Source organism: Psychrobacillus lasiicapitis (assembly GCF_006861795.1).
GTDB lineage: Bacteria > Bacillota > Bacilli > Bacillales_A > Planococcaceae > Psychrobacillus > Psychrobacillus lasiicapitis.
The window spans coordinates 75,910-101,301 of the sequence record NZ_VDGH01000004.1 but is presented as its reverse complement, the minus strand read 5'-3'; the positions used below and the strand labels follow the sequence as shown (position 1 = coordinate 101,301).

At 37.5% G+C, this 25,392-nt stretch carries 26 protein-coding genes; 8 read left to right on the top strand and 18 right to left on the bottom strand.

The annotated features are described in order from the left end of the window. Positions 1-160: 160 nt before the first annotated feature. On the bottom strand, positions 161-646 hold the full coding sequence (locus FG382_RS07740) for a DUF456 domain-containing protein (RefSeq protein ID WP_142538589.1): 486 nt from the start codon (positions 644-646) through the stop codon (positions 161-163). Then, positions 646-2,277 carry a Na/Pi cotransporter family protein gene (locus FG382_RS07735; protein WP_142538325.1) on the bottom strand — a complete coding sequence of 544 codons (1,632 nt, stop codon included), beginning with the start codon at positions 2,275-2,277 and terminating at the stop codon, positions 646-648. The genes FG382_RS07740 and FG382_RS07735 overlap by 1 nt, the downstream gene beginning before the upstream one ends. A gap of 319 nt (positions 2,278-2,596) precedes the next feature. On the opposite strand from FG382_RS07735, the gene FG382_RS07730 reads away from it, so the two are divergent. From FG382_RS07730 to FG382_RS07710, 5 genes are all read left to right on the top strand, one after another. Then, on the top strand, positions 2,597-2,956 hold the full coding sequence (locus tag FG382_RS07730) for a DUF1189 family protein (RefSeq protein ID WP_244950524.1): 360 nt from the start codon (positions 2,597-2,599) through the stop codon (positions 2,954-2,956). A gap of 48 nt (positions 2,957-3,004) precedes the next feature. After that, entirely contained in the window at positions 3,005-3,328 is a 324-nt protein-coding gene (locus FG382_RS07725) for a hypothetical protein (RefSeq protein WP_142538323.1), read from the top strand. A gap of 100 nt (positions 3,329-3,428) precedes the next feature. Next, positions 3,429-4,550 carry a flavodoxin-dependent (E)-4-hydroxy-3-methylbut-2-enyl-diphosphate synthase gene (gene ispG / locus FG382_RS07720; RefSeq protein WP_188713322.1) on the top strand — a complete coding sequence of 374 codons (1,122 nt, stop codon included), beginning with the start codon at positions 3,429-3,431 and terminating at the stop codon, positions 4,548-4,550. 12 nt (positions 4,551-4,562) lie between these two features. Then, entirely contained in the window at positions 4,563-5,144 is a 582-nt protein-coding gene (locus FG382_RS07715; protein WP_142538321.1) for a hypothetical protein, read from the top strand. Positions 5,145-5,287: 143 nt separating this feature from the next. Continuing rightward, positions 5,288-5,818, top strand: coding sequence for a GNAT family N-acetyltransferase (locus tag FG382_RS07710; protein WP_142538320.1), 531 nt, complete (start codon positions 5,288-5,290; stop codon positions 5,816-5,818). Positions 5,819-5,952: 134 nt separating this feature from the next. Here FG382_RS07710 and FG382_RS07705 read toward each other — a convergent pair whose 3' ends face one another. Genes FG382_RS07705 through FG382_RS07695 form a run of 3 tightly spaced genes read right to left on the bottom strand, consistent with a single transcriptional unit; the run spans position 5,953 to position 7,972 of the window. Next, complete coding sequence (locus FG382_RS07705) at positions 5,953-6,363, bottom strand: Fur family transcriptional regulator (RefSeq protein ID WP_142538319.1); 411 nt, start codon at positions 6,361-6,363, stop codon at positions 5,953-5,955. Next, the gene (locus FG382_RS07700; RefSeq protein ID WP_142538318.1) at positions 6,363-7,208 is read right to left on the bottom strand and encodes a metal ABC transporter permease; all 846 of its coding nucleotides are present in this window, start codon (positions 7,206-7,208) and stop codon (positions 6,363-6,365) included. Before FG382_RS07700 ends, FG382_RS07705 begins: the two co-directional genes overlap by 1 nt. Then, positions 7,205-7,972: a metal ABC transporter ATP-binding protein gene (locus FG382_RS07695; RefSeq protein WP_142538317.1), complete on the bottom strand. Its 768-nt coding sequence runs from the start codon at positions 7,970-7,972 to the stop codon at positions 7,205-7,207. The genes FG382_RS07700 and FG382_RS07695 overlap by 4 nt, the downstream gene beginning before the upstream one ends. 105 nt (positions 7,973-8,077) lie before the next feature. Between FG382_RS07695 and FG382_RS07690 the strand changes: the two genes are divergently transcribed. Beyond that, positions 8,078-8,338 carry a hypothetical protein gene (locus tag FG382_RS07690; protein ID WP_142538316.1) on the top strand — a complete coding sequence of 87 codons (261 nt, stop codon included), beginning with the start codon at positions 8,078-8,080 and terminating at the stop codon, positions 8,336-8,338. 18 nt (positions 8,339-8,356) lie between these two features. Here FG382_RS07690 and FG382_RS07685 read toward each other — a convergent pair whose 3' ends face one another. Beyond that, positions 8,357-9,241 (bottom strand): deoxyribonuclease IV, encoded by an 885-nt coding sequence (locus tag FG382_RS07685; RefSeq protein WP_142538315.1) that lies wholly within the window; start codon positions 9,239-9,241, stop codon positions 8,357-8,359. A 13-nt stretch (positions 9,242-9,254) separates the two neighbouring features. Further along, complete coding sequence (locus tag FG382_RS07680) at positions 9,255-10,553, bottom strand: DEAD/DEAH box helicase (RefSeq protein ID WP_142538314.1); 1,299 nt, start codon at positions 10,551-10,553, stop codon at positions 9,255-9,257. A 104-nt stretch (positions 10,554-10,657) separates the two neighbouring features. Between FG382_RS07680 and vrrA the strand changes: the two genes are divergently transcribed. Next, positions 10,658-11,266: a VrrA/YqfQ family protein gene (gene vrrA, locus FG382_RS07675; protein WP_142538313.1), complete on the top strand. Its 609-nt coding sequence runs from the start codon at positions 10,658-10,660 to the stop codon at positions 11,264-11,266. A 327-nt stretch (positions 11,267-11,593) separates the two neighbouring features. Further along, entirely contained in the window at positions 11,594-12,574 is a 981-nt protein-coding gene (locus tag FG382_RS07670; protein ID WP_142538312.1) for a 4-hydroxy-3-methylbut-2-enyl diphosphate reductase, read from the top strand. 40 nt (positions 12,575-12,614) lie between these two features. Here the strand turns inward: FG382_RS07670 and FG382_RS07665 are convergent, their stop codons facing one another. From FG382_RS07665 to uxuA, 11 genes are all read right to left on the bottom strand, one after another. Beyond that, a complete protein-coding gene (locus FG382_RS07665; RefSeq protein WP_142538311.1) occupies positions 12,615-13,733 on the bottom strand; it encodes a Nif3-like dinuclear metal center hexameric protein in 1,119 nt (372 codons plus the stop codon). Positions 13,734-13,736: 3 nt separating this feature from the next. Continuing rightward, positions 13,737-14,429, bottom strand: coding sequence for a tRNA (adenine(22)-N(1))-methyltransferase (locus FG382_RS07660; RefSeq protein WP_142538310.1), 693 nt, complete (start codon positions 14,427-14,429; stop codon positions 13,737-13,739). A 96-nt stretch (positions 14,430-14,525) separates the two neighbouring features. Continuing rightward, complete coding sequence (gene cccA / locus FG382_RS07655) at positions 14,526-14,900, bottom strand: cytochrome c550 (RefSeq protein WP_142538309.1); 375 nt, start codon at positions 14,898-14,900, stop codon at positions 14,526-14,528. Between the two features lie 136 nt (positions 14,901-15,036). After that, positions 15,037-16,176 (bottom strand): acyl-CoA dehydrogenase family protein, encoded by a 1,140-nt coding sequence (locus FG382_RS07650; protein ID WP_142538308.1) that lies wholly within the window; start codon positions 16,174-16,176, stop codon positions 15,037-15,039. 781 nt (positions 16,177-16,957) lie between these two features. Then, a complete protein-coding gene (locus FG382_RS07640) occupies positions 16,958-17,971 on the bottom strand; it encodes a zinc-binding alcohol dehydrogenase family protein (protein ID WP_142538306.1) in 1,014 nt (337 codons plus the stop codon). A gap of 3 nt (positions 17,972-17,974) precedes the next feature. Next, positions 17,975-19,459 carry a tagaturonate reductase gene (locus FG382_RS07635; RefSeq protein ID WP_142538305.1) on the bottom strand — a complete coding sequence of 495 codons (1,485 nt, stop codon included), beginning with the start codon at positions 19,457-19,459 and terminating at the stop codon, positions 17,975-17,977. Positions 19,460-19,471: 12 nt separating this feature from the next. Then, positions 19,472-20,983, bottom strand: coding sequence for a UxaA family hydrolase (locus FG382_RS07630; protein WP_142538304.1), 1,512 nt, complete (start codon positions 20,981-20,983; stop codon positions 19,472-19,474). Positions 20,984-21,060: 77 nt separating this feature from the next. Beyond that, positions 21,061-22,314, bottom strand: a complete 1,254-nt coding sequence (locus FG382_RS07625) for an MFS transporter (RefSeq protein WP_142538303.1) — start codon at positions 22,312-22,314, stop codon at positions 21,061-21,063. A gap of 34 nt (positions 22,315-22,348) precedes the next feature. Continuing rightward, on the bottom strand, positions 22,349-23,374 hold the full coding sequence (locus tag FG382_RS07620) for a LacI family DNA-binding transcriptional regulator (RefSeq protein WP_142538302.1): 1,026 nt from the start codon (positions 23,372-23,374) through the stop codon (positions 22,349-22,351). Positions 23,375-23,470: 96 nt separating this feature from the next. Next, the gene (locus tag FG382_RS07615) at positions 23,471-24,307 is read right to left on the bottom strand and encodes an SDR family oxidoreductase (RefSeq protein ID WP_142538301.1); all 837 of its coding nucleotides are present in this window, start codon (positions 24,305-24,307) and stop codon (positions 23,471-23,473) included. Then, a complete protein-coding gene (uxuA, locus tag FG382_RS07610) occupies positions 24,304-25,380 on the bottom strand; it encodes a mannonate dehydratase (RefSeq protein WP_142538300.1) in 1,077 nt (358 codons plus the stop codon). Before uxuA ends, FG382_RS07615 begins: the two co-directional genes overlap by 4 nt. Positions 25,381-25,392: the final 12 nt, after the last annotated feature.

The window sequence follows — 25,392 nt, the reverse complement described above, 5'->3', positions numbered from 1 at the left end:
TCTCATACTTTTGACTGAACTATAAAAACTGAATTTCAATCTGTGGAGGGTTCAATCCCCACTGATTGTTAGAAGAACCATTCGAGCATTTACAGCAGCGGATTTTTCCCTTAAGCTTCCCAAAAGTCCATAACTTTGAAGCGAGGTGTCTTACTGACCGTTAATTCGAAATAAATAAGATAAAAATAACAAGCATTGCACATAAAATGATAATTTTCACAACGGAAGATGTCAGAAAGCCGATCAAAGAACCGACTCCCGATTTTACTGCTTGTTTAAAGCCTTCTCTCGTTACAATAAGCTCTGCAAGCACTGCTCCAAGAAATGGTCCGATTAATATTCCTGCGACCGGAATAACAAAAGGTCCCAAGAGTAAACCTATTGTACTTCCCCATACGCCCGCCTTTGTACCTCCAAACTTCTTTACTCCAAAAGCATTAGCAGCCATGTCTGCACTAAATAACAACACAACAAACAGCACTTGAATAATCCAAAACATCCAGTTTAACTCTTCAAAAGAGAAAAACAGTCCATATAACACAAAACCAAGCAGCATAAAGACTACAGAAGGAATTATCGGATAAAATGTACCGACAAACGCAACAATAAAACTAAGAATTATCAGAATCCATCCAAGAATCTCTATCATATACGTTTACCTAAAATCGCATCCGCAATATTCACAGAGTGATCACCTATCCTTTCAAGATTACTTAATATATCTACAAACATAACTCCTGCATGACCGCTACATAAGCCCTCATTCAATCGAATAATATGGTTCTTTCTAAATTGACGCTCCATTCGATCAATAACATGTTCTTGTTCAGCTACTTCTTGCGCTAAGAAATCGTCATTTAAATCCAATGCTTCTACTGCTTTTTTTACCGTGTTAATGGTTAACTCAAACATCGCCGAAATATCCTCTAAAGCATCTTGCGTCAAGTGGAAGTGTTGTTCTTCTTGATAATCTATTAGCTCTATAATATTTTCAAAATGATCGCCTATTCTTTCTAGGTCTCTAGTTGTACCCAGCAACATAAAGTGCCTCGTAGAGTCTTGGCTTGAAAGAGGTTGAGATGATATTTTCACTAAATAATTTGTTATTTTTGTATCGAGATGATTAATGGCATCTTCTAAATGATATGCATCATCCGCATTTTGCTTATTTCCAGTTTTTAAATATTCAAATGTTTTCTCTAATCCTTGAATACTAAAATTGCCCATACGCAATATCTCTTCTTTTGCTTGTCCAATTGCTATCGATGGAAAATCCTCTATCAAATCTTCCTCTAAATGTTTCGGTTTATATTTAATATTCACATCTTCGCCAGGTAAAAATTTCACTAATAAATATACCCATGCTCCTATCAAAGGAAACTGTAAAATGACATTTACTACATTAAACGTTCCATGCGCAAATGCGATTTGCATTTTATTTTCCAATGAAAACACATCAGCTATCCATTCCATATATAAAGTGAAAGGTGTTAAGAAAATCAGAAATACAATGGATCCTACAACATTAAACAAGACGTGCGCAACAGCTGCCCGCCTTGCACTGACTGAGGCTCCTATAGAAGCAAGAATTGCTGTAATAGTAGTACCAATATTATCACCAAATAAAATAGGTAAAGCACCATGTAAAGAAACTAAATCCTCTGCATAAATTCCTTGTAAGATTGCCACAGAAGCACTAGAACTTTGAATGAGTATTGTCATAGCTGTCCCTGCTATTACACCCAATAATGGTTGATCACTCATTTGCAAGGTGAAATCAGTAAAGGAGGATAATCTCTGCAGAGGGCTCATCCCACTCATCATTAACTCTAATCCTAAAAACAAACCTCCAAATCCAAAAGCCACTTCCCCAATATGCTGTACCATTTTCTTCTTAAATAAAAATATAATAAATGCACCTATCGCCATTATCGGTAAGGCAAAGTCTCCAATTTCAAAGCCAAATATAAATGCTTTCATTGTTGTCCCTATATTTGCACCCATGATCACTCCAATTGATTGACGGAGAGTCATAAAGCCGGCACTGACAAGTCCAATTATGATTACAATAGTCCCGGCACTAGATTGGATTAATACAGTAAAGAGTAATCCTGCAATAACCCCCATTAGTGGATTTGTTGTATACCGATCAAGTATATCCCGCAACTTATTTCCCGCAGCTTTTTGTAAGCCTTCACCCATAAACTTAATGGAGAATAAGAAAATCCCTAATCCACCAAAAAACTCAAAGAGCATCTCTTGCCAATTCAGCTCCACGTTGTAATTCAACTCCTATTTCGACAATTTTCCCATGAAAAAGGAAAGTATTATGGATAAAGTATAAAGGAAATATAAAGCGAAAGTATACATAATAATAATTTCTTTACGATTTTCATGGCTTTTTTTGTCCTCTTCTGTTGTAAAATGCTAATATAAGTAGGAAAGGGTGACATTCGTGAATTTATTCCAGATTTTTAAGGCAAGTTTACATAGTCCTAAAAAAATTGCGGCTTTTCGACTAATTCCTATAGGAAAAGTGATGCAATACATATTTAGTTATATTTTCATCATGACAGTGATATCATTCATTTTTTTTATGAACGGAATATCAGATCAGCAAACAAGTATGGAGGGCTTGCTTGAGTACTTTTCAGAAATTCAGTGGCTTCTCTATCCTTTTGCATTTCTATTTTTATTTGTATTTAATACGCTCATAATCTTTGTACAAATTAGTATATTCGCTTATATTGGATCGATTATTCTCTATTTAAGAAAACGAAAAGGAGAATACAGGCATATATGGCGGACAACCCTCTTTGCTAGTACGGTTCCAATGCTCATAGCTATTTTGGCGATATTATTACAATGGACGAGCAGTTATGTACAGATTGCCATTTATGTAATAACTTTAGTCTATTTACTACTCGCTACTAAGTATTATCCTATAAAAAGATAATCATACGCCCCCTTACTTATGCATAGATTAGGACAAGGGGGTTTTATGATGAAAATATTCTTAGCAACTATCTTACTCTTAATCTCGTTCTATATAGTGAAAGTAGATTTATTCGAAGGTACAATCCCACTTGCATATTACCCGGCTGAAGAAGAATGTATAGAAACACTCGATTATATTGCAGTTGAAATTGTTGGAGGAGATACTATTTATTCGTTATTTTCCATGTATCCAGCAGCAAAATCCGTAACCTTTACAGAGAGATTAAATGATTTCTATACATTGAATCCGCATCTTAGCAACCAAAGCTTTCTAGCAGGTGAGCAAGTACTTTTACCCGTATATATATCACCTGCACAATGTAAAAATTAACAAATAGAGGTTTCTTCCTTGTCAATACCTTCGAAAGACTGATAAAATGGTGGATAGTGATGGCAAAAAGCCTCGAGAAGGAGAGAATTACATGAGTGAAATAATTCATCGTTCCAAAACTCGTCCAGTTCGAGTAGGAAACTTAACTATAGGTGGAAGTAACGAACTATTTATCCAAAGTATGACGACAACAAAAACACATGATGTGGAAGCAACAGTTGCAGAAATTTTGCGACTAGAGGAAGCTGGTTGTCAAGTCGTTCGTGTCGCTTGTCCTGATGAACGTGCCGCGTATTCGATCGGAGAGATAAAAAAACGAATTAATATACCACTAGTTGTGGATATCCATTTTGACTATAAACTAGCGCTAATTGCGATTGAGCAAGGTGCAGATAAAATTCGTATTAATCCAGGTAACATCGGACGTAAAGAAAAAGTAGAGGCAGTAGTAAACGCCGCAAAAGCGAAAGGTATTCCTATCCGCATTGGTGTAAATGCTGGTTCTTTAGAAAAGAAAATTTTAGAGAAATACGGTTATCCAACTGCAGATGGTATGGTAGAAAGCGCACTGCACCATATTAAAATATTAGAAGACTTAGATTTTCACGATATTATCGTGTCAATGAAGGCTTCAGACGTTAACTTAGCAGTGGAAGCATACAAAAAGGCTTCTCAAGCTTTTGACTACCCATTGCATTTAGGTATCACAGAATCTGGAACACTTTTTGCTGGATCAATAAAGAGTGCGGCTGGTCTTGGTACACTACTATCCATGGGTATCGGGAATACGCTTCGTGTTTCACTAAGTGCTGACCCAGTAGAAGAAATAAAAGTTGCACGCGAATTGTTAAAAGTATTTGGCTTATCCTCCAATGCAGCAACACTCATCTCATGTCCTACATGCGGACGTATTGAGATTGACTTAATCTCCATTGCAAATGAGGTAGAAGAATATATCTCCAATATTAAAGCACCGATTAAAGTAGCGGTTTTAGGCTGTGCAGTAAATGGTCCTGGTGAAGCGCGTGAAGCAGATATCGGAATTGCCGGAGCGCGCGGAGAAGGTCTTTTGTTCCGTAAAGGAAAAACAGTACGTAAAGTACCAGAAGAAACAATGGTAGAAGAGTTAAAAATTGAAATCGATAAAATTGCTGCAGAATATTTTGCTCAGCAAGAACTAGAACAAAAACAAAAAGAACAAGAAGAAATACAAAAGGCATAAGGGGTCGGAAATATGACGAATATTCGATTCGGAATCGATATAGACGGGACAGTAACTTGCCCTACTTCTTTGCTTCCACATATTAATGAAGCATTTAAATGTAATTTACAGTTAAGTGACATTAAAGAATATGACTTAACAAAAGCTTTTCCTGTCAATGAAAAAGAATTTTATGAGTGGTTTAAAAAATCAGAAGCAACTATTTATGCGACTTCCCCTATTCAAGCCGATGCGCATGCTGTCTTATCTGCTTGGAAAGAAAAATATGAATTATACTTCATATCAGCTCGTGGGGAAAATGTGATGGATGTAACGTTAAACTGGTTCAAAGAACAAGAACTGCTATACGATCACATTGAATTGATCGGTACGCATAACAAAATCGAAACAGCTAGAAAGCATGGCGTCCACGTTTTCTTTGAAGATAAGCATGACAATGCGGTTGAAATAAATGAGGAATTAAACATTCCCGTGTTATTATTTAACACACCATATAATCAGCAACCCTCTCCTAAAGGAGTTATACGAGTAAACAATTGGATTGAGGCAAATAGCTGGATTGAAAAAGAATTTGCGCTTACTTTGCATAAATAATTTTCAAGAGACCTTGTCAATAGAAGACAAGGTCTTTTTTCTATCTATTTATTTTATACTTAAACTAGAGGTTGTATCTAGAAATCGGGTTAATTCTTTATGATATAATTATGTTGGTTATTTCTCACAGAAAGGAAGATTTCATGTCAAACGTTTATATACGCCCTCTCACCCTTTCAGATGCAGAGGAGTTATTGAATTTAGAAAAGAGAAATCAAGCTTTTTTTGAAAACTATTCAATTACTCGTCCATCTAATTTTTTTACTATAGAAGCCCAAAAAGAATTAATCGAAAAATGGCAACAGAATACAGATAAAGATATGGAGTATCGTTTCGGAATATTTAGATCTAATGATGATTTCCTCATCGGAACCATCGGATTATTTCAAGTGATGCGTGGACCTCGTCAATGTGCGATTCTTGGGTATTCATTAGATCAAGAACAAAACGGCAAAGGTTACACAACCGAAGCTGCAAAGTTAGTCGTTAATTATGCTTTTGATACTCTTCACTTGCATCGAATTGAAGCTGGGGTTATGCCCCATAACATTGGTTCCATTCGAGTATTAGAAAAAGTTGGTTTTCATAAAGAAGGAATTGCTAAGAAAAATGTAGAGATAAACGGCCACTGGGAAGATCATCAGATGTTGGCAATAATCAATCCAAGTCATTAATCTTATAATCTTTACCTATTCTCAGTAACTTCCATGAGTGAATTCGTATGTCGGATAAAATATAAAGTGATGACATAGTTTATATGTATGGAATAAAATTAAACCTCGCCAAACATTGATTTGGCGAGGTTTATTTAATGGCAATTCGGACAATTACCGTATATTTCAAATTTATGATTTTCAATTTCATATCCAGGAATCGCATTTTGCAGCGTCTCCATCGGACAATAGTTAATTTCTTTAATATTCCCACAAGACATACATATAAAATGATGGTGATGATGATCCGCTTCACATTGCATTCTAAAATGCTTTTCTCCAGTAAGCTCTGTTTCTTCTAAAATACCTAAATCAACAAAGGTACTTAAGTTTCGATAGATCGTATCATAGCTCATCCCCGGATGCTCTGCCATCATCACATCTAAAATATCTCTTGCTGTAATATATTTTTCCGTTTGCGAAAAAATCTCTAATATTTGTTCACGCTTGTCCGTTTTTTTAAAGCCTTCTTTTTTAAGAATTTCCCATGCTTTTTCTATATTCATTAGGCAGGAACTCCCTTCTTCGTCCATTTTTTAAGGTATATCGTCAGAAGTAAGATAATAATAGAAACGACAACAATTGTACCACCGGGCGCTAAATCCAAATAAAATGCGCTTGCTAGGCCAACAATAACTGCCAGTTCTCCAAAAACAATAGAGAAAAAAATTGCTTGTTTAAAACTTTTGGAAATACGCATCGCTGCTGCGACTGGTAACGTGATTAAAGAAGACACTAGCAATATACCAACAATGCGCATGGAGCCTGCAATAACTAATGCTGTCACTATCATAAACAGCACATGAACCCATTTTGCAGGTAGTCCCGATGCTTTGGCATACTCCTCGTCGAAAGACAAAACAAATAATTCTTTAAAAAAGAAACTCAAAAATACCACAACGATGCATGCAATAATGACGACAATCCACAAATCTTGTCTACTTACCGCTGAAACAGAACCAAATAAGTAACTAAATAAATCAGAGCTAAATCCTTCGGCAAGCGAGATGAAAATTGCCCCAAAGCCAAGACCAGCTGACATAATGATAGGAATTGCCAGTTCTTCATAATGCTTATACAGTCTGCGAAGACGTTCGATAAACAACGACCCCGTCACAGAAGCAGTAATACCTAAATATAATGGATTTAACAATCCCAATGCACTAATAGATTGGCTTAAGTACAAACTCCCTGCAATTCCTGCAAGTGTCACATGACTAAGTGCATCAGCAATTAGCGATAGTCTACGTACCACGATAAACACCCCTAGAAGTGGTGCAATCACGCCAATGATCAATCCGGCTGCAAAGGCGTTTTGTAGAAACTCATAACGAAGTATTGATTCTATCATACTTGCACCTCACTTCGATGATCCACTTTTCGAACTGCATGTCCATACCAAGCTTCTAGTTGCTCATCACTCATTGTATCCATATCGTTTTTAAACCCATGAAAATGAATTGTCCGATTCAAACAGGCTACATGACTAATACTTTTTGACACAGCGTCGACATCATGCGTTACTAAAACAATTGTAATATTATGTTCCCGATTCAAATGAGATAACATAAGATAAAACGAACGAACATTTTTACTGTCTATACCTACCGTCGGCTCATCAAGTATTAACACCTTTGGATTGCTTATCAATGCTCTTGCAATAAATACACGTTGCTGTTGCCCACCGGAAAGTTCTCCAATATTACGATGTGCGAACTGTTCCATCCCTACCGATTTAAGTGCTTGTCGAACTTCTAGATGAACATTTTTAGGATAACGGTGAAATAAACCAATTTTTTTCACCAGCCCACTTCGTACGACTTCGGCTACTGTAGCAGGAAAACCTGTATTAAATGCATTTGATTTTTGAGAAACATAACCGATTTGCTCTTTTTCTTTAAATTGATCCACTGGTTGCCCCAATAATTGGACTCTTCCACTTGTAGGTTTTAATAAACCAAGAATTATTTTTAATAAAGTAGATTTCCCAGATCCATTGGGACCAATAATGGCTAAAAAATCTCCTTCTTCAATCTTTAAATTTATATCCTTTAACGCTTTTGTTTGTTCATATTGATAAGATACGTTATCTAATTGTATTAATGGTGTGGCCATATATAATTTCCTCTATTCTAATTCATAATCGTTACGATTTACAATATTCAAGTATAGTGGAAAATCTGGCTTCTGTAAATAAATATTACTTGAAAGGAAGTTTAAATGGATATAGCGAAGTTTATTGGGCAGCTACAAAACTGCTCTAAAAAGGAATTTAAGACAATTTTAAAAGGGTTTGATATTAAATTATCCGATAAAGAATTAGATGGAGTGCATCCCCTATTACAGGAGATTTCGTTATCCTGGCTTGTATTAGGGGTACCTGTATCCATCCAGCAAAAACTTATTCAATTGCTTGGTGAACAACGTGCAACAGCCTTATATAAAGAAATAATTGAAAAAGCACCCTCTTCTTTTCGCTAAAGAGGGTACTTTTTCTTATTATCTCAATGCATCAATTGCTTCTGGATTAAATGATTTTGAACGAAGCATGTCAATTTCCACTTTATAAGGAGCTTGTTTTGTTTTCGCATCTACTCCTACAAAAGGCGTTTCTAAAATCTTAGGGATTTCCGTTAACTGCGGATGATGCACAACCTTTAGTAAGGTTTCAAATCCAATTTCTCCGAAACCAATATTCTCATGTCGGTCCTTCGCTGCACCGCATACATTTTTACTGTCATTAATATGCAGTACTTTTAAACGATCTAGCCCAATGATTTTATCGAACTCGTTTAAAACACCGTCAAAATCATTCACGATATCATATCCAGCATCATGAATATGGCAAGTATCTAAACAAATAGAGAGACGATGATTATTTGTAACCCCATCTATTATTTGAGCAAGTTCTTCAAAAGTGCGGCCACATTCAGAACCCTTTCCAGCCATTGTTTCTAATGCAATTTGAACCGGGTAATCCTGTGTCAGCACTTCATTTAAGCCTTCGATAATTTTAGCAATTCCAGCTTCTGCTCCTGCACTAACATGCGCTCCAGGATGCAAAACAATTTGCGTTGCTCCAATAGCAGCAGTCCGTTCTACTTCTTTTTGTAAAAAATCTACGCCCAGTGCGAATGTCTCTGGTTTTGTTGTATTACCAAGATTAATAATATACGGGGCATGTACAACAATATTAGATAATCCATTTTCTTTCATATGTTGTAATCCGGCTTCTATATTCAATTCTTCTATAGGTTTTCTACGAGTATTTTGAGGTGCACCTGTATAAATCATAAAGGTGTTTGCACTATATGATGCTGCTTCTTTACTTGATGCAAGCAGCATTTCTTTTCCACTCATCGAAACATGTGACCCTAATAGCATTGGTATGTCCCCCTTATTTCTTACGGTTTTTAATACGACGTTCTTTTTTCTTTACTTTTTCCATTTCCCATTTCATATTACGTTTATAACCTGGTTTTACTTTTTTAGGCTTACGTACTAATGCTTTCGCTTTCGCATCTATTTCATTTTCCATTTTTGGACGGTTTTTACGAGCATGTCTTTCTTTTAACTCGGACCATTCGCCGTTTGTCACATCTTTATGTTCAAATGTAATCCCCATCTTCTCAATACGATTTAATGCATCTTCATCCGATGGCTCATACAAAGTGATCGCTAAACCAGTAAGACCTGCACGTGCAGTTCTTCCAACACGATGGATGAAGAACTCTAAATCATCTGGAATCTCATAGTTAATGACATGGCTTACACCTGGAATATCAATCCCACGCGCCGCCAAGTCAGTTGCGACAATATACTGAAACTCCAAATCATGAATTTGTTTCATCACACGTGTACGTTCACGTGGGGCGATATCTCCGTGCACAACGCCGACTTTAATCCCATTTTCTTGCAAGAAGCCCGCTACTTCGTTTGCATGTTGCTTTGTATTGGCGAAAATAATTGCTAAATATGGATTAATCCCTTCCATAACTTCAAGCAAGCGTTTTTTACGTGATTTACTACGAACTGGCACGACAGTGAAGTCGATTCCTTCTGCAACCGGACGCTTGTCTCCAATTTTAATATGAACAGGTGCATCCATATATTTTTTCAGGAATGGTTGTAACTTTTCAGGAATCGTTGCGGAGAATACAAACATTTCAAGTTTCTCTGGCATACGGGAAGCAAACTGATCGATTTCATTTATAAATCCTAAGTCGAATGCCAAGTCCGCTTCGTCGACTACTAGAATATTCGATGTATGCACTAGTAATGCTTGCTCTACAGTTAAATCACGAAGTCTTCCGGGTGTACCTACGACGATTTGGGGTTGTGTTTTTAGTTTTTCAATCGCACGTGCTTTATCCGTTCCACCGATAAATAATTTCGTCTGGATTTCTGTACCTTCTACTAGCTTGTTCAACTCATTGTATATTTGAGTTGCAAGCTCTCTTGTTGGTGATGTAATAATTGCTTGTACTTCTTGTTTACTCGCATCTATTTTTTCAACAATTGGGATCAAAAAACTATGTGTTTTTCCTGTTCCAGTATGTGCTTGACCAATCGCACTTTTCCCTTTTAACACTAAAGGAATCATTTCTTTTTGAATTGGCGTTGGTTCTTGGAAGCCTAATTTATCAATTGCATTTTGCAAAAAAGGCTGAAAATTATAATCTGTATATTTGGACATTTTAGTCCCTCCCTCACATTTCTTTATTGTACCACGATTGTACATAAAACGTATAATTTGCATAGAATAGATTAGACTTTATTTGTTCGAAAGGAGATGAAAACATGCGCTACGAATCTTTTTATCCGTTTTCTCAAGGCGGAAATAGTGGAGGTGGTTTTTTTAACTTGACAGGAGCTCCTCAAATTCCACCATCTTCACCTGCTGGGGGATTTTTTGGCGGGGGTCTAGGAAACTTTTCTGCTCCTACAGCCGCTCCTAGCCAAGGTGGAGGCTTTCTTAGTAATCTCGGAAATATAGCTTCTAATATGGGACCTAATAGTCCGACTGGAAATTTTTTAGGTAATATCGGGAATATGGCTGGTCGGATGCAAGCGAATAACCCATTTGGAGGGATGGCCCAGGGAGCACAAGCTGCACAGGCAGCGCAAGGTCCTAGTAAAGCAATGTCCTATTTGCAAACAGCTGATAAGTTTTTAAATACTGCTCAACAACTCACTCCTATGGTTAGACAGTACGCTCCTATGATTCAAAATGTGCCTGCATTATTAAAGCTATACCGCGGGTTTCAAAATGTCCCAAATACCGCTGCTGCAACTAATGCCACAGCAAATGTCGCTTCGGCTGCTTCAGCAGCTTCAAATGTAGCAAGAACAGCCGCAGCAAGTACAAATGGTGTTTCTCTTCCACGTATCTTCCAACCACCTTTCTAGAAAAGCGGAAGCGCCTATGTTAGCCCCGACAGGCAAATGGGGACGGGGGAGGTCTGCCAAGTGCGCCACATCGTGTGGCAAGGCAGACATAACCCGTATCGTGCGGGCCAAGGAGGCAGCTCCCCAGCCACCACAAGCTTTTTTGTTTGCGACGAGCTTGCGCAGGAGCAGCTTTTTCACATTTGACCCCCAGGGGCTGGCGGTGCAGTTGGATCGATTATAAGTAAAAAGCCGATACTCTGTATAGTGAAAAAAGTTAAACTTTTGTATTCATGTTAGGGCTCCGTTATAATAGATGTATGTTTGCACCAGAAGGGAGTTTCTGAAATGATTGTACAAAAAATTTCGCCAAGAGGATATTGCTATGGTGTAGTGGATGCAATGATTATTGCCCGCAATGCTGCACTTGATACTTCTCTTCCACGGCCAATATATATATTAGGAATGATTGTCCATAACAAACATGTAACAGATGCTTTTGAACAAGATGGAATTATTACATTAGATGGTGAAAACCGTTTAGACATTCTATCTAAAGTGGACGAAGGTACTGTTATTTTTACGGCCCATGGGGTATCCCCTGAAGTAAAGGAATTAGCACGTAAAAAAGGATTAGTATCAATTGATGCAACTTGTCCGGATGTTACTGTCACTCATGATCTGATTAGAGAAAAAACAGCGGAAGGCTATGACATTATTTATATTGGTAAAAAAGGTCATCCAGAGCCAGAAGGTGCAATTGGAGTTGCACCGGATAAAGTGCACCTTGTTCAAACTTTAGAGGATGTTGAAAATTTAAACCTCCAAACAGATAAATTACTTGTAACAAACCAAACAACAATGTCTCAATGGGATGTTGTACATTTAATGGAAAAATTAAAAGAAAAATATCCACATATTGATGTGCATAAAGAAATTTGTCTTGCGACACAAGTTAGACAAGAAGCAGTTGCCGAACAAGCAGGTGAAGCGGAGCTATTAATAGTTGTAGGAGATCCGATGAGTAACAACTCTAATAGACTGACACAAGTTTCAGAGGAAATAGCAGGTACTCCTTCTTATCGCATCGGGGACATTTCGGATTTAAAGCTAGAATGGTTAGATAATATAAATCATGTAGCAGTTACCGCTGGAGCATCCACTCCTACTCCAATTGTGAAAGAAGTAATTCAGTTTCTTGAGAAGTATGATCCGAAAGATCCTACTACACACGACACAACGAAAAAAGTTATACACGAAAAAATATTACCAAAAATCAAAGTTCCAAAACCGGTAGAACGAATTGAACCATACCCAGTAAATAACTAATAAAAAGAAGCTGCTTCTCTTCACCGGAAGCAGCTTCTTTTTATATAAGTTGGAATGGTTCTGTCGAAAGTTTAGATGGAATGAATGAACAAGTAAGCTTCTTTTCGATACATGCTGTATTCATATAATCTGCCACACCTGTTTTCATAATAGATTCGATATGATGACCAGGATCGATTACCGCTAATTCGATTGCCTCAGCATCTTGTGCCACATGAAAGTACAGGTCACCAGTAATAAATACATCTGCCCCTGCTCTTTTTGCAGTTTGTATATATTTATTGCCATCCCCGCCCAATACTGCAACCTTCTGAATCGTTTTATCCAAAGGTCCAACTACACGAACAAATGGAACCTGTAGTTGCTGCTTTACAGTTTGCGCATATTCAGAAAGCGTAACTGGGTTTGGTAATGTTCCAATTCTTCCAAGACCTTTTTCATTCACTTCTAGATCCATTAATAGAAGATCATATGCAGGCTCTTCATATGGATGCGACGTAAGCAAAGCTTTCAGCACTCGATTTTTAATAGAAATAGGAAACACTACTTCTAGTTTATCTTCCTCGACAACGGCAAGCTCATTTGCTTTTCCGATATAAGGATCTGCACTTGCTGAAGGTTTGAAACGTCCTTCACCTGGCGAGGTAAAGCTACAATTAGTGTAATCACCAATTTGTCCAGCCCCTGCGTTAGCTAGAGCATCTCTTACTTGTTCCGTCGATTCTTTAGGTGTGTATACCGCTAACTTCATTAACTTTTCAGCAGTTGTTTGCTCCATTATTTCGACATTTTTTAGATGTAATGCATCTGCTAACAAATCATTTACTCCACCAGTGGCTATATCAAGATTTGTATGTGCAGCATATACCGCGATATCATGTTTGATCAGTTGTTCTACTAGTCTTCCTTGTGGCAAATCTGTCCGCATATTTTTCATTTTGCGGTATATTGGAGGATGATGCGCGATAATTAACTCACAGCCGAGTTCTACTGCTTCTTGCACGACTTTTGGATTTACATCAAGTGTAACAAGTACTTTTGACACTGACTTATTTAGCGTACCGATTTGTAGTCCAATCGAGTCACCTTCGACAGCTAGTGATTTTGGTGCCCATTGTTCAAAAAGAGAGATGATCTGTTGACCATTTGGTTGCTTCATTTATTATAACGACTCCTCTACTAAAGCTATTTTTCTTTCGAGTTCTTCTTTCTTATTTTGTACTTCCTGGGACAGTGCGGTTTTATCTAACTGATCCATGATTCGTTGCCATTCCCGCAATTCATTGGACCATTTTTTATGGTAAACAGTTGATTTTTCTTTCATCAAATAAGGTCCAACAAGTAGTTCTTGATCAGTAAGCTCCATATTCCCTTTTTGAAGAACAACAATTTCATAAATTTTATCATGCTCTTCTAGTATAGTTTCGTTAGTAATTTTCCAGTTTTCTTTGATCGCCCATTCACGTATTGCCTTTGCATGAATATTCGGCTGTAAGATTAACGTTTCTACCGCATCAAGTTTGTCTTTTCCAGCTTCTAAAATAGAGGCAATAAGCGGACCACCCATACCAGCTATTGTAATTGTTTGGACATGATCTGACTCTTTAATTACTTCTAGTCCATTTCCAAAACGTACATCTATTTGTTGTTCTAAACCTTCACTTCTCACTTGCTTTTGCGCAGATTCAAATGGGCCTTTTACCACTTCGCCTGCAATTCCTTTTTTAATAATACCTGTATGTACTAAGTAACAAGGCAAATAAGCATGATCACTTCCGATGTCCGCCAAAGTTTTATTTTTTTCTACAAAGGAAGCAACTATTTTTAGTCTTTCCGATAAATTTTTTGCATTCATATTGTAAACACCTCTTCTACATCTCATTATATCAAAAAGTAAAAAAGACCTCGATTCTTTTGTAGAATCAAAGGTCTTTTTGAAAAAAATATGATACTATTCTAAAGATTTAACCCATGCAGCCATAGCATCGATGTTTTCAGCTGGTACTAAACCACCTGGCATTGCACCTCTACCATTAGCTAATACGTCTTTAACCTCATCTTCTGAAAGAGCAGTCCCTACTAATGATGGGAAATTGCCTTGTCCTTCAAAATTGGCACCGTGACAGCTAATACATTTCCCTTGTGCAAACTCAGCTGGATCAAATTCACCAGCAGTCGCTTCTCCTTCAGCTGCACCGCCTTCAGCAGCTTCTTCTGTAGCAGCAATTTCTTCTTTGTTATTTACACCTTGAATTGATAAGAAGAAAATTAAACCAATACCAAATCCCATAATTAATAAAAACGGAATAATTGGATTCTTTTTCATAATTTACCCTCCCTCTTGCTATATACTTTTCTAAATAGAATTAGTCAACACTAATATTGTACTGCATTCTAACGAAAACGAAAAGTCTTAAAGAGGAAGTTTTATTTCTTTGTGACATTTTAGACATAATTTCGACTTAGCAACCGATATGTCTTGCGATAACCATGCGTTGAACTTCAGATGTTCCTTCTCCAATTTCAAGCAGTTTTGCATCTCTCATGAAACGTTCTACTTCATATTCTTTCATATACCCATATCCACCATGAATTTGGATGGCTTGATCTGCCACTTCCATCGCAATTTCGGATGCATACAGTTTACACATAGCAGCTTCTTTTCCAAATGCTCGTCCTTGATCTTTTAGCCATGCCGCTTTATAAACCATTGTTCGAGCCAATTCTATTTTCATCGCCATATCTGCTAGCTTAAATTGGGTTATTTGAAATTCAGAAAGGGTTTTTCCAAATTGTTTCCGTTCCTTTGAATAGCGTAATGCACGGTCAAATGCAGCCTGTGCAATTCCAACTGCCATTGCACCTATACCAATCCGTCCTCCATCAAGCGTCACTAAAAATTGTCTAAACCCATTTCCACGTTTTCCAAGCAAGTTTTCCTGCGGTACTCGCACATTTTCAAGCACTAATTCTGTTGTATTAGATGCATTTAAGCCCATTTTTTCGTAATTATCGATGACGGTAAAACCTTCAGCATCAGTTGGTACAATAATCGCTGATATTTCTTTTTTTCCATCTTTTACATCTGTTATAGCCGTTAAAGCTAGATGCTTCGCATGACTGGCATTTGTGATAAATGATTTATTTCCATTGATAACAAAGTCCCCGCCATCTTCTTTAGCGGTAGTTTGAGTTCCTCCTGCATCCGAGCCAGCGTTAGGTTCTGTTAGACCAAATGCTCCGAACGACTCTCCTGTACAGATTGGCACTAGATATTTTTGTTTCTGTTCTTCTGTCCCAAATAAATTTAGTGGAGCTCCACCAAGTGAAATATGTGCAGAATAAGTAATACCTGTTGATGCACATGCACGACTTAGCTCCTCTGTTACAATCGCAAAACTAACAGTATCTGCTCCTGCTCCCTCGTACTCTTCTGCAAACGGCAAGCCCATCATCCCCATGTCGGCTAGCTGTTTAAAGATTTCTTTTGGAAACTCTTTCGTTTTGTCTCGTTCGATTGCACCTGGTGCGACTACTTCATCCGCAAATTCATGAATTGTCTTGCGAATCATTTGTTGTTCTTGTGTTAAATCGAAATTCATTTCTTCATCCCCTTTGTAAATAAAAACGCTTACTTTCTTATTATACTGAAAATACGAAAGTTTTGCAGTTTAATATGAAAAAGAATTGGAAATAGTCTCGGGCTAGCACTTCACGCATAAAAAAATGTTAGTACCTTTAACTGGATAATAATGCAGGGTGATACTTCACATTATAGGGAAACTGCGTGGTAAGGCTTTATTAGGTATCCGCCGTGATTTTCGCTACAGGGTGGACGCTTTCCGCGGGCACGGCTTCAATCTCCTCGTCGCTCACGCTCCTGCGGGGCTTTCAGCTCGTGCTGTTCCCGCTGGAGTCGCCACCCTTTCGCTACAATCCAGTAGAGTTTGCTAATTACTAAGACATAATGCACTAGATCTAGTGCTACATTGTTTTTTCTATAGGGAAAACCTATGATTAATAGAATAAGACATACTTTATAGTGATTATTAGTAGGTTCTATTGATTGGAGTGCAAGGCGGTGACTCCTGTGGGATTAGCGAGATAGGTGAGACCCCGCACGTAGCGTTAGCGGAGGAGGAGGCTCACCGCTCGCCCCACGGAAAGCGTCCGCCTGGAGCGGAAATCATGGCGAACATCTTGAGATCTTTACCGCGCAGTTTCTCTATAATGTGCTTGAACTAATTATAAATCTAAAGCCTTAGCTCCAATGATCAATATCTTATATTGTAAAAAGTTTTCCTAAAGCACAAAAAAAGCGTCCTTATAAGTAATAAGGACACCATTTCTACTTGCTTTTCGTTAAGTTATTCAGTGTATACATTAAGATTCCGTAACGGTGATTAATGTTTTGTTTGTTCGGAAATTTCCAGCTTGGAAATAAGCATTTACTTCATCGAAGGTGATTTTATTTGTCACATAACTAGATTTAACCTGGCCTTTTTGTAAGCAATTGATTACATATTCGAAGTCTTCTTTGGTTGCATTACGACTTCCAAGAAGGGTTAGTTCTTTTGCATGGAAATCTGGATCGAAGAATGTAATTGTATCTTTGACAAGCCCCACATAAACTAGTTTTCCTCCATGATTCACATAGTTAAATGCGTTCGTCATCGATTGTTTATTGCCAGTTGCATCCATTACAATTGAAGGTAGGGGCCCATTGTTTACTTCTTTCAATTGATCGATTGCGTTCTCAGAGGCAGTTACCGTTAAGTCACAGTCTGCCCATTCCTTGGAGAATTGTAAACGCTCTTCACTAATGTCCATCATGATCGTTTTTGCTCCTTGTAATTTTGCAAAACGAGCGGCACCTAGCCCGATCGGACCTGCACCAATGATTAATACTGTTTCCCCTTCTTTTATAGCTGCTCTTCGAACTGCATGTGCTCCAATACTCAAAGGTTCAACCATGGCTGCGTCATCTAAGGATAATTCGTTAACCGCAAACACATGACTAGCAGGAACTTTCAAATATTCAGCCATTCCTCCATCCACATGCACACCTAACACTTGCATCTCGGTACAACAATTTGTTTTACCGATAGTACATGCTAAGCATTTCCCACAATGTAAATATGGAATAATCGTTACTGTATCTCCAACTTGCACGTTTTCTACATTATTTGATATAGCTTCAACCACTCCTGATAGTTCATGCCCTAATACTCGTGGATAACTAAAAAAAGGTTGGTTGCCACCAAACGCATGTATATCCGTACCACAAATACCAACTCGTTTTATCGCAACTAATACTTCTCCATTTGCAAGGTTTTCCGGTTTATCTAATGTAATTTCATCCATTTTTCCAGGTTCTGTACATGTGATTGCTTTCATAAGTCACACTCCATCTTCGATTTTTTCTAATGCTACTTTCATTCCTACTTCACGGATAAACTGCCATTCTTTTGCTACAGCTAAAGATATGTTCTCCATGTCTTCGTTTGTTTGTAGAAAATCTTCTTTTATAATAGACTCAACAAATTTTGCCATTTCCTCTAACGAAGGAGTTGGTACACTAATAAATGCTTGAAACTTTTGGATAACATTCTGATCATCTTTCACTTCATATTTACTAGTGGTTTTTACCCCTGCAAAGTATTGGAGCAGCGCTGCAAACGCAAATACTAATCTTGTGGGTGGGTAACCAAATTCAGTATAATATGTATATAAACTTGGCCATATTCTTGCTTTAAATTTAGCATAACTATTTAAACTAATATCCGCTAAACGATGATGGATCGTTGGGTTCGCAAACCGATCAAATACTTGTTCCATATAAGGAAGAGCTTTATCTTTTCCAATTGGCGGTAAAGTTTCTCTGATTTCTTCTTTTAAGGTTTTTTGAATAAAGGAAGACACCAAAGGATTTTCCATACCTTCTTTTACACTTTCAATTTCTAATAGTAATCCAATAGCAGCTAGCATCGTATGCGGTGCATTAAGTAGCTTCACCTTTAATTCTCGATAAGTCTCTATCTTGTCAAATTGAACATTTAAACCAGCTTCTTTAAAAGAAAGTTTCTGTTGTATAAAATCTGGTCCATCTATAACAAAGAGGTGATATGGTTCGCCAACCGTTAACAGGACATCCTTATAGCCAAATTGTTCAAATAGTAATGTATCTTCCTGTTTTGGATAACCAGGTACGATTCGATCTACAAGTGTATTACAAAAAGTACAAGCCGAGTTCATCCAATTAGTAAAGTCAGCAGGAAGCTCCCAGTCATCTGCAATCTTCAAGCAAATATTTTTTAACTGGTCCCCGTTATTTTCAATGAGCTCACACGGGATAATAATCCATCCTTTATTTACAGCTCCTTGAAAATGGTTATAACGATGGTAAAGAAGCGAAACCACTTTTGCAGGAAATGACATAGGAGAAACTTCTTTTACAAATGTCTCCTTTTCATATTGAATCCCTGCTTCTGTCGTATTAGAAAATAAAAACTCTACCTCGTCTAACTCCGCTACCTTTAATGCTTCTGCCCAGTCTTCATATGGATTAATCGCTTGCGCAATCGAATCTACTACATGTCTTTCATTCACTTCTTCCCCATCTTGAATACCTCTTAATAGCAAAGTAAACAAACCATTTTGTTTTTGAAGTTTTGGGACCGTTTTTCCTCTAGGTGTCGCTTGCATCGAAACAATACTTCCTTGAAAGTCTGTTTTTCTATTTAATTCATAAATCATCCAATCTACAAACCCACGAATAAAGTTTCCATCGCCTATTTGCAACACTCGTTTTGGATATTCCCTTTTAACTGATTGACTCGTTAACTCTTTATAAGTTGCTAGATTTAAATCAGGCAGTATATTCATCTGTTTGCCCCCTTACATAGTGACTCCGTCTTTGAAAATGGCAATTTCTTTGAATCCGAATACTTCATTGTTTGTTAATTTCTTTCCAGATGCCAAATCGACAATATAGTCGAAAAATGCATCTGTCATTTGTTCCATCGAAGCGTCTTCTACAAGCTTACCTGCGTTAAAATCAATCCAGTTTTTCTTTTTCTCTGCTAAAGGTGTGTTAGTAGAAATTTTCACAGTTGGTGTTGGGCCCCCAAATGGAGTTCCTCTTCCTGTTGTAAAAAGAACAATTTGACATCCTGATGTTGCAAGCGCTGTTACCGATACCAAGTCATTTCCTGGTCCTTGGATCAAGGTGAGGCCGTCCTTATTTATACGAGAGCCATAAGGAATCACATCTTGTACGGTAGAAAATCCGCCTTTTTGTACGCAGCCTAATGATTTTTCTTCTAGTGTAGTAATTCCACCCTCTTTGTTTCCAGGAGATGGATTTTCATAAACTGGTTGGTCGTATTTTATGAAATAGTTTTTGAAATCATTGATAAGATGAACGATGTCCTGAAATGTTTCTTCATCTCTTGCACGTTCCATTAAAATGGTTTCCGCACCGAACATTTCAGGTACTTCCGTTAATGCAGTAGAACCACCATAGCTAATCAGGCGGTCAGAAAAAGACCCTAATAATGGATTAGCTGTAATACCAGAAAGTCCATCACTTCCACCACACTTAAGTCCAATTCTTAGGGCGGAAACAGGAACTTCCTCTCGTTCAAATGAAGTTACATAGTCAAATACCTCTTGCATTAATTCAAGGCCTTTTTCCATTTCATCTTCTTCCGCTTGAACACTCATAAACTTTACTCGGTTTGGGTTATATTCTCCGATTGCTTCTTTAAACAAATCAATATAATTATTTTCACAACCGAGTCCAAGTACTACTACTCCTCCGGCATTCGGATGATGGATTAAATTTGCTAATATTTTTTGTGTATATTCTAAGTCATCCCCTAACTGAGAGCAGCCGTATGGATGCGCGAAGTACTGCACACCATCGAAATTCGATGCTTTTAGCACGTTGTTACCCATTTTCGCTAAGTTTTCAGCAACTTTATTAATACAACCAACTGTATTAATGAGCCATAATTCATTTCTTACCCCAACATCCCCGTTTTCACGTTTATATCCCAGAAACGTAGGTGTCTCTGTTGAAGGATTATGATTATCGATTGAACTGCTCTTTTTTGGTTTATATGAATAATTCAATTCACCTTCTAAATTTGTCTTTACATTATGCGAGTGAACAAATTCACCGATTGCGATATCTTTTGTAGCATGCCCTATCGGAAAACCATACTTGAGAATATTTTCTCCCTTTTTTATCGGACTTACTGCTATTTTGTGTCCTCGAAGAACATTCTCTTGAAGTGTGATTTTCACCTGTTCTTTTTCGATACATTCCCCTTTTTCAAAATCTCTTAGCGCAATCCACACATTGTCAGAAGGATGTATTTGGATGATAGATTGGTTAACAGTCATATTAAAGCATACCTCTTTCACTTGTATTTTGTATTAAAGAAAAGGAACAGCTTGATCGCTGTTCCTTTGAAAAGTTATTACGCAACAGCAGCCTTTTTCATGATTGGCTTAACAAAGAAGATTACCGCAATAGATGCAAATACTGCTAACCCACCAGCTAATAAGAATGCTGCTGTATATGTACCAGTAGTGTCGATTAGATATCCTGTTAATGTTGGTCCAATGATACCAGCTGTGTTCGCTAAGAAGTGCATGAATCCTCCCACAGAACCAACATTGCTTTGGTCAACAACATCTTGTACAACTGCCCAGTAAATTGCTCCCGTTAAGTATAGGAAGAATACCGAAAGAGCAACCAAGGTAACTGCCCCCACCGTTGTAGTAACAAGCCCTGCAAAACCAATACATACCGCAGAGACGAACAAACAAGGGACTAAGACAGCTTTACGTGCAAAAAGAACGCCTTTACCAGCAAACTTTTTGAAGAATAGATCGGAAACAAATCCACCTGCTGCAAGACCGATAAAACCGACAATCCAAGGGATAACCGTAATAATACTCATGTCTTCTACACTTAAACCACGTGCATCGATTAAATAGCTTGGGAACCATGTTAAAAAGAAAAACAATACATAGTTATAAGCAAAGAATGCAAAAGCAGTAAACAATATTGTGCGACGTTTTAAATAAAATGTAAGTGGCACTTTTCTCACTGTAGTAGCAGCAATTTCTTTTACTTCTTTTATTTCTTTTTCCTTCGCTTTTGCTGCTGGCTTTTCTTTAGCAAATTTCCACCAGAAAAATGCCCAAATAAGTCCGATTAACATGATAATAACGAATGAAACTCTCCAACCGTACGAAATAGCGATAAATCCAACAATAGGACCTGCAATAGCTCCACCGAGTGGAGTTCCACTATTAGTTAAACCAACTGCAGTAGCCCGTTGATCCGCTGGGAACCAGTTGTTTACCATTTTATTAATCGTCGCAGAAAGCGGACCTTCTCCCATACCAAACAAAATACGAATAACGATTAAACTTACAAAACCAACTGCAAGTGCAATAGCACCACTGAAAAGTGACCAAACAATCATTGCTACGAGCAATGTCATTTTTGCACCGAATTTATCAGATGCAACTCCACCTAAAAAGTTAAAGATAGCATACCCAACAGAGAAACTACTAAAAATAATCCCCATTTGCGTAGCAGTTAATGTTAAATCATCTTTAATATATGGTGCTGCAATAGAAAGAGCCGATCTATCTAAATAGTTTATAACTCCTGCTAAAAATAATAGAATAAGCACAGCACGTTTATCTTTAGAAAACATATATTTTGCCCCTTACCATTTGAATGATTTTTAACTAAAACGATTTATCTATACGTGAACATGATTCTCTTTTTATTAAACTAGGTTGTAATCTGACGACACCTGTTTCATTTGTGTTAACTTTGTTATTTATTTGATCTAATAATAATTTTACCGTCCTATTCGCCATTTCTACCGCAGGCTGTGAAATAGTAGTAACGGGTGGCGAAAAGAAACTTGCAAATTGTACTTCATCAATCCCAATAACCGCAACATCGTCTGGTATTTTTAAATTATTTTCTTTCATATATTTCAACAAAGCTGCTAGTACAATGTCATTCCCTGCAATAATTGCTTCTGGTGGTTTTTCGGTTATAAAAAGTTCATGGATTACTTGCTGAATATCATGTACATCAGCCGTTTTAATATAAGCTGGGTTTACCTGCAATCCATGTCGACTAAGTGCTTTTTTATACCCTTCAATACGTTCCACCCGAGGGCTAATATTCCGAATAATAGACATTGTAATAATTGCAATTCTATCGAAACCGCTTTCAACGAAACGATCAATCGCAAGCGAGGTTGCCATTTCATTATCTAGCATGACCGTGGCAATATTCATACCGTCTATCTTTCTATCCATGAAAACAATTGGTATATGTTGCTTCTTTATACTTTCATATAAATCAAGATTTCCGCCTGTAGGAAAAATGATAAAGCCATCTACTTGTTTAGCAAGTAACATTTCAATATACTTTCTTTCCTTTTTTGGTTCATCATCAGCATTACATACGATAATATGAAAATCGTTTTCATGAAAATAGTTTTCAATTGCTCGAATTACTTGCGTAGAAAATGAGTGCAAAATATTAGCTACTATTACCCCAACAGTGAAGGTCGATTTTTGCTTTAAGCTTCTCGCTACACTGTTAGGAATATAATTCAATTCTTCAATAGTAGTTTCAATTCTCTTACGTGTTTGTTCACTCATATACTCGTACCGCTTATTTAAATATTGAGAGACGGTACTTTTAGATACTTTTGCATGCTCTGCTACATCTGCTATTGTAATATGTTTCAATTTTCAGAACCCCATTTACTATTCTCTTTTATTGCTTAGACTGCCTTTAAATACTTTATATGAGAAAAGTTCTTTAAGGCTCTATCCACTTGAAAATTATACACCAGAATAAGCCATAAATCCGCCATCCACTGGAATAGTAGTTCCAGTGACAAATCCGGAACATGTTTCGTCTACAAGATAGAGTAAAGTTCCTAATAAATCTATTGGTTTACCAAATCGTTTCATCGGTGTCCCAGCTATAATTTTAGAGGATCTTGCTGTATAGTTTCCTTCTTCATCCAAGAGTAAATTTCTATTTTGTGTTGTTAAGAAAAATCCTGGAGCAATTGCATTGACTCTTAATCCTGTTTCGGCAAAATGAACTGCCATCCACATGGTAAAATTATTGATCGATGCTTTTGCCGCACTATAAGCAGGTACCTTTGTCATCGGTGCATAAGAACTCATGGATGACAGATTAATAATAACTGGAGATGTCGATTTCAATAATTCTTTTCCAAACACTTGGCTTGCCAGGAACGTTCCCGTGAAATTCGTTGCGAATACAGTAGAAAATCCTGTTTCCTCTAGGTCAAAAAAAGATTTTCCCTCTGTTTCTTCCTCAAAAATTTCGCCGTCTGTAATGGCATCTGGATGATTTCCACCCGCTCCATTAATAAGCATGTCAATTCGTCCAAAAGCCTTTAATGTTTCTTCTTTTGCTTTCTCTAGAGAAATTCGATCAAGCACATCGGCCTGTAAAGCAATAGCAGAGCCACCAGCTACCACTATATCAGCAACTACTTCTTGCCCTTTTTCAGCAGTTCTATTTAAAACGGCTACTTTCACGCCTTGGCGCGCAAGTTCGCGCGCCATTTCTGAACATAAAACACCACTGCCACCAGTAATAACTGCTACACGGTCTTTTAAATTTTCATGTATTGGAATCATTGGGACTCCCCCACCTTGTTCGCTTCATATGCATCCCATAAACCAAGTAAGTACATAATCCCTAATCCACGGTCATATAACCCGTATCCTGGGCGACAAACTTCTCCCCAAATATGACGTCCATGGTCTGGTCTTACATAGCCATCGTAGTTTTGTTTATGTAGCTCTTGTACTACACCTTTTACATCTATTGAGCCATCACTTGTGTAGTGAGACGTTTCTACAAAGTCTCCATTATCTGAAATTTTCACATTACGGATATGAGAGAAAGGTGAACGATAAGCATATTTTCTAGCTACTTGAACCATATCATTATCTGGATTTGCACCCATTGAACCAGTACACATGGTGAAGCCGTTTGCAGCAGAATCAGAAATTGCGATTAGCTTTTCATAGCTTGATTCACCAGTAATAATTCTTGGAAGTCCGAAAATTGAATACGGAGGATCATCCGGATGAATAGCCATTTTGATACCTACTGATTCGGCAACCGGCAATATTGCGTTTAAGAAGTACGCAAGATTTTCCCAAAGCTTTTCTTCATCTACTTCTTTATAAGCTTCAAACAATTCGGCAATGCGAGCCATTTTTTCTGGTTCCCAACCAGGTAAAGTTAAGTCAGATGCCTCACTCACTGTTTTCACAAGCTCTTGTGGATCTAAATTTTCCACTTTCGATTTTTCAAAAAACAAAGCTGTAGAGCCATCTTCCAATGGATGGAACATTTCTGTACGCGTCCAGTCGAAAATTGGCATGAAATTATAGCAAATGACTTTAACGCCAAATTCACTAAGATTACGAATCGTTTCTTTATAGTTCTCAATATATTGATCTCGTTCACTATTACCTAATTTAATCGCTTCATGAACGTTGACACTTTCCACAACGTCGGCATGAAAACCGAATGAGTGGATATAATCGATTTCCGATTTAATCTCATCTTTTTCCCAAACTTCTCCAACAGGCTTTTGATGAAGTGCCCATACAATCCCTTTTGTGCCTGGAATTTGTTTTACTTGATCGAGTGTTACTGTGTCATTGTCTCTACCATACCAGCGAAATGTAATATTCATCTTAACTACCAC

Excerpts from the sequence above, each read along its gene's own strand:
- FG382_RS07705 (WP_142538319.1), bottom strand. The coding sequence starts at position 6,363 with ATGAATATAGAAAAAGCATGGGAAATTCTTAAAAAAGAAGGCTTTAAA.
- FG382_RS07715 (WP_142538321.1), top strand. The coding sequence starts at position 4,563 with ATGACGAATATTCGATTCGGAATCGATATAGACGGGACAGTAACTTGC.
- FG382_RS07630 (WP_142538304.1), bottom strand. The coding sequence starts at position 20,983 with ATGACTGTTAACCAATCTATCATCCAAATACATCCTTCTGACAATGTG.
- FG382_RS07725 (WP_142538323.1), top strand. The coding sequence starts at position 3,005 with ATGAAAATATTCTTAGCAACTATCTTACTCTTAATCTCGTTCTATATA.
- FG382_RS07730 (WP_244950524.1), top strand. The coding sequence starts at position 2,597 with ATGAACGGAATATCAGATCAGCAAACAAGTATGGAGGGCTTGCTTGAG.
- FG382_RS07700 (WP_142538318.1), bottom strand. The coding sequence starts at position 7,208 with ATGATAGAATCAATACTTCGTTATGAGTTTCTACAAAACGCCTTTGCA.
- FG382_RS07710 (WP_142538320.1), top strand. The coding sequence starts at position 5,288 with ATGTCAAACGTTTATATACGCCCTCTCACCCTTTCAGATGCAGAGGAG.
- uxuA (WP_142538300.1), bottom strand. The coding sequence starts at position 25,380 with ATGAATATTACATTTCGCTGGTATGGTAGAGACAATGACACAGTAACA.
- FG382_RS07635 (WP_142538305.1), bottom strand. The coding sequence starts at position 19,459 with ATGAATATACTGCCTGATTTAAATCTAGCAACTTATAAAGAGTTAACG.
- FG382_RS07680 (WP_142538314.1), bottom strand. The coding sequence starts at position 10,553 with ATGTCCAAATATACAGATTATAATTTTCAGCCTTTTTTGCAAAATGCA.
- FG382_RS07685 (WP_142538315.1), bottom strand. The coding sequence starts at position 9,241 with ATGCTATTAGGGTCACATGTTTCGATGAGTGGAAAAGAAATGCTGCTT.
- FG382_RS07625 (WP_142538303.1), bottom strand. The coding sequence starts at position 22,314 with ATGTTTTCTAAAGATAAACGTGCTGTGCTTATTCTATTATTTTTAGCA.
- FG382_RS07670 (WP_142538312.1), top strand. The coding sequence starts at position 11,594 with ATGATTGTACAAAAAATTTCGCCAAGAGGATATTGCTATGGTGTAGTG.
- FG382_RS07695 (WP_142538317.1), bottom strand. The coding sequence starts at position 7,972 with ATGGCCACACCATTAATACAATTAGATAACGTATCTTATCAATATGAA.
- FG382_RS07660 (WP_142538310.1), bottom strand. The coding sequence starts at position 14,429 with ATGAATGCAAAAAATTTATCGGAAAGACTAAAAATAGTTGCTTCCTTT.
- cccA (WP_142538309.1), bottom strand. The coding sequence starts at position 14,900 with ATGAAAAAGAATCCAATTATTCCGTTTTTATTAATTATGGGATTTGGT.
- FG382_RS07640 (WP_142538306.1), bottom strand. The coding sequence starts at position 17,971 with ATGAAAGCAATCACATGTACAGAACCTGGAAAAATGGATGAAATTACA.
- vrrA (WP_142538313.1), top strand. The coding sequence starts at position 10,658 with ATGCGCTACGAATCTTTTTATCCGTTTTCTCAAGGCGGAAATAGTGGA.
- FG382_RS07665 (WP_142538311.1), bottom strand. The coding sequence starts at position 13,733 with ATGAAGCAACCAAATGGTCAACAGATCATCTCTCTTTTTGAACAATGG.
- FG382_RS07650 (WP_142538308.1), bottom strand. The coding sequence starts at position 16,176 with ATGAATTTCGATTTAACACAAGAACAACAAATGATTCGCAAGACAATT.
- FG382_RS07690 (WP_142538316.1), top strand. The coding sequence starts at position 8,078 with ATGGATATAGCGAAGTTTATTGGGCAGCTACAAAACTGCTCTAAAAAG.
- FG382_RS07615 (WP_142538301.1), bottom strand. The coding sequence starts at position 24,307 with ATGATTCCAATACATGAAAATTTAAAAGACCGTGTAGCAGTTATTACT.